Source organism: Mesorhizobium sp. P3_A9, from assembly GCF_056402975.1.
In genome coordinates this window covers 1-4,978 of record NZ_JBFUGJ010000404.1, presented here as the reverse complement: position 1 = coordinate 4,978, position 4,978 = coordinate 1, and the positions used below count along the sequence as shown (strand labels likewise).

Sequence of the window (4,978 nt, the reverse complement as noted above, 5' to 3'; positions counted from 1 at the left end):
GACCAGCACAGCTGGCGCCACAGCCTGGCATAGCGCCGGCGCGTCGGCATGCGGAAGGAGATGCGGATCGTGCGACGCGCCAGCCGGACCAGGACGAAAATGCCGACCACATTGGCCGCAGCAAGCGCATAGAACACGGTCTGCAGCGCGGCCCCGGCGAACCAGATCGCCAGGCCGGCGAACACGGTGCCGGCGATGGTGAAAGCGGCATCGCTGATGGAGACGATCACCTGCTGGCGGCGCGCGAAGAAGGCCGTGCGCATATGGCTGCGCAATGACCACGCGCCGACGAAGCAGCCGGCGGCAATGCCGCTCGGGTCGCCCAGCAGACGCATCAGAACAGCCGTGCCGACGGCCATCAGCAACGCCACCACCAGCGCCGCCGTTCCAAAGGCCACGTCATAAGCATCGACGCCAGCGCTGTTGACGCTCTTGCTCATCCATATCGAGGCGGGGACGGCGGTGAGCGACCTGATGTAGGACAGGCCGACGCCGCCCATCACCATGCCGATGGCGAAAAGGCCGTAGCCTTGCGCCGACAGCATGTGCAGCAGCATGATGTTGAGGGCGAAGTGGAAGCCGCTCTGCATCGCCTCGCCGCCGATCATCAGCACGAGGCGCCGCACCAGCTGAATCGGGAACTTCACGGCCGTGTCTCCGCCTGGCGCGTGCTTGCCGCCCTGCCCGGCCTTGCGATGGCCGCCTTCAGCTTCTCAGTSGCGATCGCGGCGATCGCCGCSGCCGCGACCGGCTCGCTGAACATCGTCTCGTAGCGCTTGCGCCCGGCGGCGACAAAACCGMGCCAGGCYTCRGGGGCGAGGATGATCTGCTGCAATTTCGCGGCCARSGCCGCCGCATCGCCYGGCGGAACRTGCCAGCCGGTCTCGTTGTCGGCGACCACTTCGACCAGCCCGCCGATCGCCGACACCAGTGGCGGACGGCCATAGGCCATCGCCTCGATGGCGACGCGGCCGAGCGATTCAGGACGCCGCGACGGCACGGTGACGATGTCGGCCCAGCGATAATGCTCCGAAGGGTCTGAGACGAAGGGCAAGGCGCTGACCTGTCCGGCCAGCCCCATGGTCTCGACCAGTTCGGCCAGCGCATGCTCACGCTCTACGCTTTCGAAGGCGCCGCCGACCAGCCGCACCTCGATCCGCGACTTCAGCTCCGCCGGCAGCGAGGCGATCGCCTGCAAAAGCACTTCCTGGCCCTTGATCCGGTTGATGCGGCCAAGCAGCAGCACCCGCAGCGGGCGCTTGCCGTCATAGGTCATCGCTTGCGCCGTCGCCGGACCGGCAACGCCATTGTAGACGACGTAGGAGCGCGCGGATCTGGGCTCGCCGAATGTGGCGCGCGTCGCTTTCGAATTGAAGATGAGGTCGGCATGGCTCCAGTGCATCAGACCGACGAGGATCCGGCGCAGCGCGCCTTCGGGAATTTCATGGATGTGCAGCAATGCCTTGCTGGGCAGCAGGCGCGAGGCCAGCGCATAGTCGGCGACGATCGAGGTGTTGACGTAGACGAGGTCGCAATCGCGCAGGCGACGCGAGGCCCGCCACAGCGCCACCGGCAGCCGCGCCATCTCGACGGTTGCCAGCCTCAGCATCGCTTGGCGCCTGAGCACCCAGAGCGGCTCGAAGACGATGCGGCTGGCATGAGGCTCCAGGATTTCGACGATCGGTCCGCTGCGCGGCAAGACCACTTCGATGTCGGCCGACGGAAACGCGGCGCGCAACGCGGCCACGCTCTCGGCGAAGCTGCGGTCGGAACCGTAGAGTTCGTAACCCTGATGGATGCAAGCAATCCGCATCTTCACATGCATCTTTCTGTCAGGGTGGTGAGACGATTCCGCCGCCTGACGCTATCGGCGACCGGAAACTTCAAGCCAACACCCCTTTGGACTTCCCTCGTTGTCAGTGTGGTCAGAAACGGATGTTGAACCCGGATCACCACACCAAAGCTGCACGCCTTCCGCCGATTCCGACGCGCAGAAGTCCATTTGCAAGGATTATGCCGTTCTAATATATCCATTTACAGGCCAACCGGCCCGGCATTGCCTCGTTTCGCTACACATACGTTGGGAAGGTTGACCGATAATGAAACAACCCGGGCGTTTGGAAGAAATATTTTACAACCCGGATGCGATAATGGCTGGAATCGGGCCTGGCAGGCATCTTGCAAGGCGGCGGTTTTGAAATGGGACAGCCGCGCATCGCGGATCGGGCGGACTTGAAAGTGCCAGCAGCCATGAAATCGGAACAGCCTGCCATCCTGATCCTGGGAACGCGCGGCATTCCTGCCGCCCATGGCGGCTTTGAAACCTTCGCCGAGAAGCTGGCGCTTTTTCTGGTCGGGCGCGGCTGGAAGGTCGGCGTCTACTGCCAGGAGGAGGTCGAGCGTGTCGACCAGAGGGTGCGCACCGAAACCTGGAACGGCATCGACCTCATCCACATCCAGGTCGCCTCGAAGGGCCCGCGCGCAACGCTGGAATTCGACTGGCAATGCGTGCTCGACGCTGCGCGCCGGCCCGGCGTCTGCCTCGTGCTCGGCTACAATGGCGCGGTCTTCCTGACCTGRCTCAGGCTGATGCGGCGCAAGATCATCACGAATATGGACGGCATAGAATGGCGCCGCCCCAAATGGGGGCGCGCGGCGCGCACCTGGTTCTGGCTCAATGAGTGGATCGGCGCCTGGGCCTCGCACCGCCTGGTCGCCGATCATCCTGTCATTGCCGATCATCTGGCGACGCGCCGGCCGCGCAGCGCCATCACCACCATCGCCTATGGCGCCGACCCGGTGACTTCGGCGCCCGAGGCGCCGGTGCGTGCGCTCGGCCTCGAGCCCGGAAAATACCTGATCTCGATCGCGCGCATCGAGCCCGACAACAACATCCTGCCGATCGTCGAAGCCTTCTGCAGCCGGAAGCGCGACATGAAGCTGGTGGTGCTGGGCACGCTGTCCGACCAGATTCCCTATCACGTCGCCGTCCGCAAGGCGGCGAATGCCTCGGTGGTCCTGCCGGGCGCCATCTACGACCAGGCGGCGGTGAAAGCACTGAGGTATCACGCACGTGCCTATATGCATGGCCACACGGTCGGCGGTACCAACCCGTCGCTGGTCGAGGCGCTGGCCGCCGGCAACATGGTGATCGCGCACGACAATCCCTACAACAGGTGGGTCGCGGGTGCTGCCGCCATCCATTTCACCGACACGCAGAGCTGCGCCGATCGCATGCAGCAGGCGATGGAGGACGACGCACTGGTCAAAGCCTGCGGCGAAGCCGCCAGGACGCGTGCCCGCGAAGCCTTCCGCTGGGACGATGTCCTGCTGGCCTATGAAAACGAAGCCTACCGGCTTCTCGGCGTGAGCGCCCCAAGAACCGCCGCGATCGACCGTCCCTCGCCCGGCGCGGTATGACGGGCTGGTCCCGCCGGCGGCTTATCACCACCGCGCTGTCGACGGCGCTGGTGCCCGCCGCGGCGGTGCTGGCGCCGCTTTCGTCCACGCCGCCCGCCCTTGCCGCCAGCGGCGAATGGCGGTTCCGCCGCGGCGTCAACGCCTGGCCCTGGTTTGCGCTGACGCGTGAGTTTCCGGCACCCCGCACCGACTATGACTGGCCGCCCTTCCAGTCGCAGCGGCCGGTGCCGACATCCGACGACCTTGGTCGGCTGCGCCGAACCGGGCTCGACTTCATCCGCCTGCCCATCGATCCCGGCCCGTTCCTGGCGGCCGACGCCGCCACGCGCGGCAAGTTGCTGGACATGGTGGACGCCGCCGTCACCGCCACACTCGACGCCGGTCTCGGCATCATCGTCAACGTCCAGGCCAACGGCGCCACCCACTACTGGAACCCCGACCGCATGGTCTCCAGCACCGCCGCACCCGAATTCACCGCCTATCGCGGGCTGGTCGGCGAGCTTGCCGGCAGGCTGGAGCGGTTCACGCCGGGCATGGTCGCGTTGGAGCCGGTCAACGAACCGCCGCAGTCCTGCGATTCCAACGTCTGGTCAAACGTCCAGGCAGCCTTGCTGACGGCGGCCAGGGCGCAATCCCAGACCTTGCCGCTGGTCGTCACCGGCGGCTGCGGCTCGATGGTGAGCGGGCTGGTGGCACTCGATCCTGCGCCGCTGGCATCCTTCGAGCCGATCCTGTTCACCTTCCATTTCTACGAACCCTATCTGTTCAGCCACCAGGGCGCGCCGTGGATGCGCGAACCCGTCTACCGCGCGCTGAACAATGTGCCGTGGCCGGCCTCCGCCGGTTCGCTCGAACAGACGCTGGCCTCCGTCAGGGCACGCATGGCTCAGGACACCAAGACTTCCGAAGCGGACAAAAAGGCCGCCTATGCCGAAACCGAGCGCGTGCTGAAGGTCTATTTCGACGCCCAGCCCGACCGCTGGTTCATCGACAAATATCTCACCCAGGCGCGCGCCTGGGCCGACACCCATGGCATCGCATCTGACCGCATCATCATGGGCGAATTCGGCGCGCTGCGCTCCGACGCCCACTATATCGCCGCCCCCAACCCCGACCGCGCCCGCTATATCGCTGATGTCCGGCAGAGCGCGGAGTCGTTCGGCYTCCCCTGGGCCTTCTGGGACCTCTTCGACGGCATGGGCATGATGGACGGCTCCACCCGCGCGCTGGATTCGGCGATGGTCGAGGCGCTTGGGTTGAGGATGCCGGCGGAATAGATCGTGGATCGTGGCGATTGGCTGAGCGCCTCCCTCTCTTCGTCATCAACTCTGAGAAATGGCGGCGTCCCTTAGTCTTGCATTTAGGGTAACGATGATCTTTCGCATGACGGCAGCGATTGCCACCATTGGCTTTTTTCCGTTTGTGACGAGGCGTTTGTAGAAGGGTGCGAATTCGCCCCTTCCAGCTGCGGCGCGCAGGGCTGGCATGAACAGCGCGGTTCTGACAAACAGCGCGGTTCTGACATCAGGGCGCCCGCCACGGATTTTGCGGTAGCCTT

Annotated in this window: 3 protein-coding genes and 2 pseudogenes; 2 read left to right on the top strand and 3 right to left on the bottom strand. The window is 65.4% G+C overall.

All coding sequences use genetic code 11. The features are described from left to right. Both AC1DX0_RS31100 and AC1DX0_RS31095 read right to left on the bottom strand, forming a co-directional pair. Positions 1-647: pseudogene (locus AC1DX0_RS31100) on the bottom strand (MATE family efflux transporter); the annotation flags it as partial. Continuing rightward, positions 644-1,813, bottom strand: coding sequence for a glycosyltransferase family 4 protein (locus AC1DX0_RS31095; protein ID WP_477358273.1), 1,170 nt, complete (start codon positions 1,811-1,813; stop codon positions 644-646). The gene AC1DX0_RS31095 and the pseudogene AC1DX0_RS31100, both read right to left, overlap by 4 nt. A gap of 437 nt (positions 1,814-2,250) precedes the next feature. Between AC1DX0_RS31095 and AC1DX0_RS31090 the strand changes: the two genes are divergently transcribed. Both AC1DX0_RS31090 and AC1DX0_RS31085 read left to right on the top strand, forming a co-directional pair. Continuing rightward, positions 2,251-3,420: a DUF1972 domain-containing protein gene (locus AC1DX0_RS31090; protein WP_477358271.1), complete on the top strand. Its 1,170-nt coding sequence runs from the start codon at positions 2,251-2,253 to the stop codon at positions 3,418-3,420. Continuing rightward, on the top strand, positions 3,417-4,697 hold the full coding sequence (locus tag AC1DX0_RS31085) for a glycoside hydrolase family 5 protein (protein WP_477358269.1): 1,281 nt from the start codon (positions 3,417-3,419) through the stop codon (positions 4,695-4,697). Before AC1DX0_RS31090 ends, AC1DX0_RS31085 begins: the two co-directional genes overlap by 4 nt. 45 nt (positions 4,698-4,742) lie before the next feature. On the opposite strand, the pseudogene AC1DX0_RS31080 reads toward AC1DX0_RS31085, so the two are convergent. After that, positions 4,743-4,978: pseudogene (locus AC1DX0_RS31080) on the bottom strand (IS110 family transposase); the annotation flags it as partial.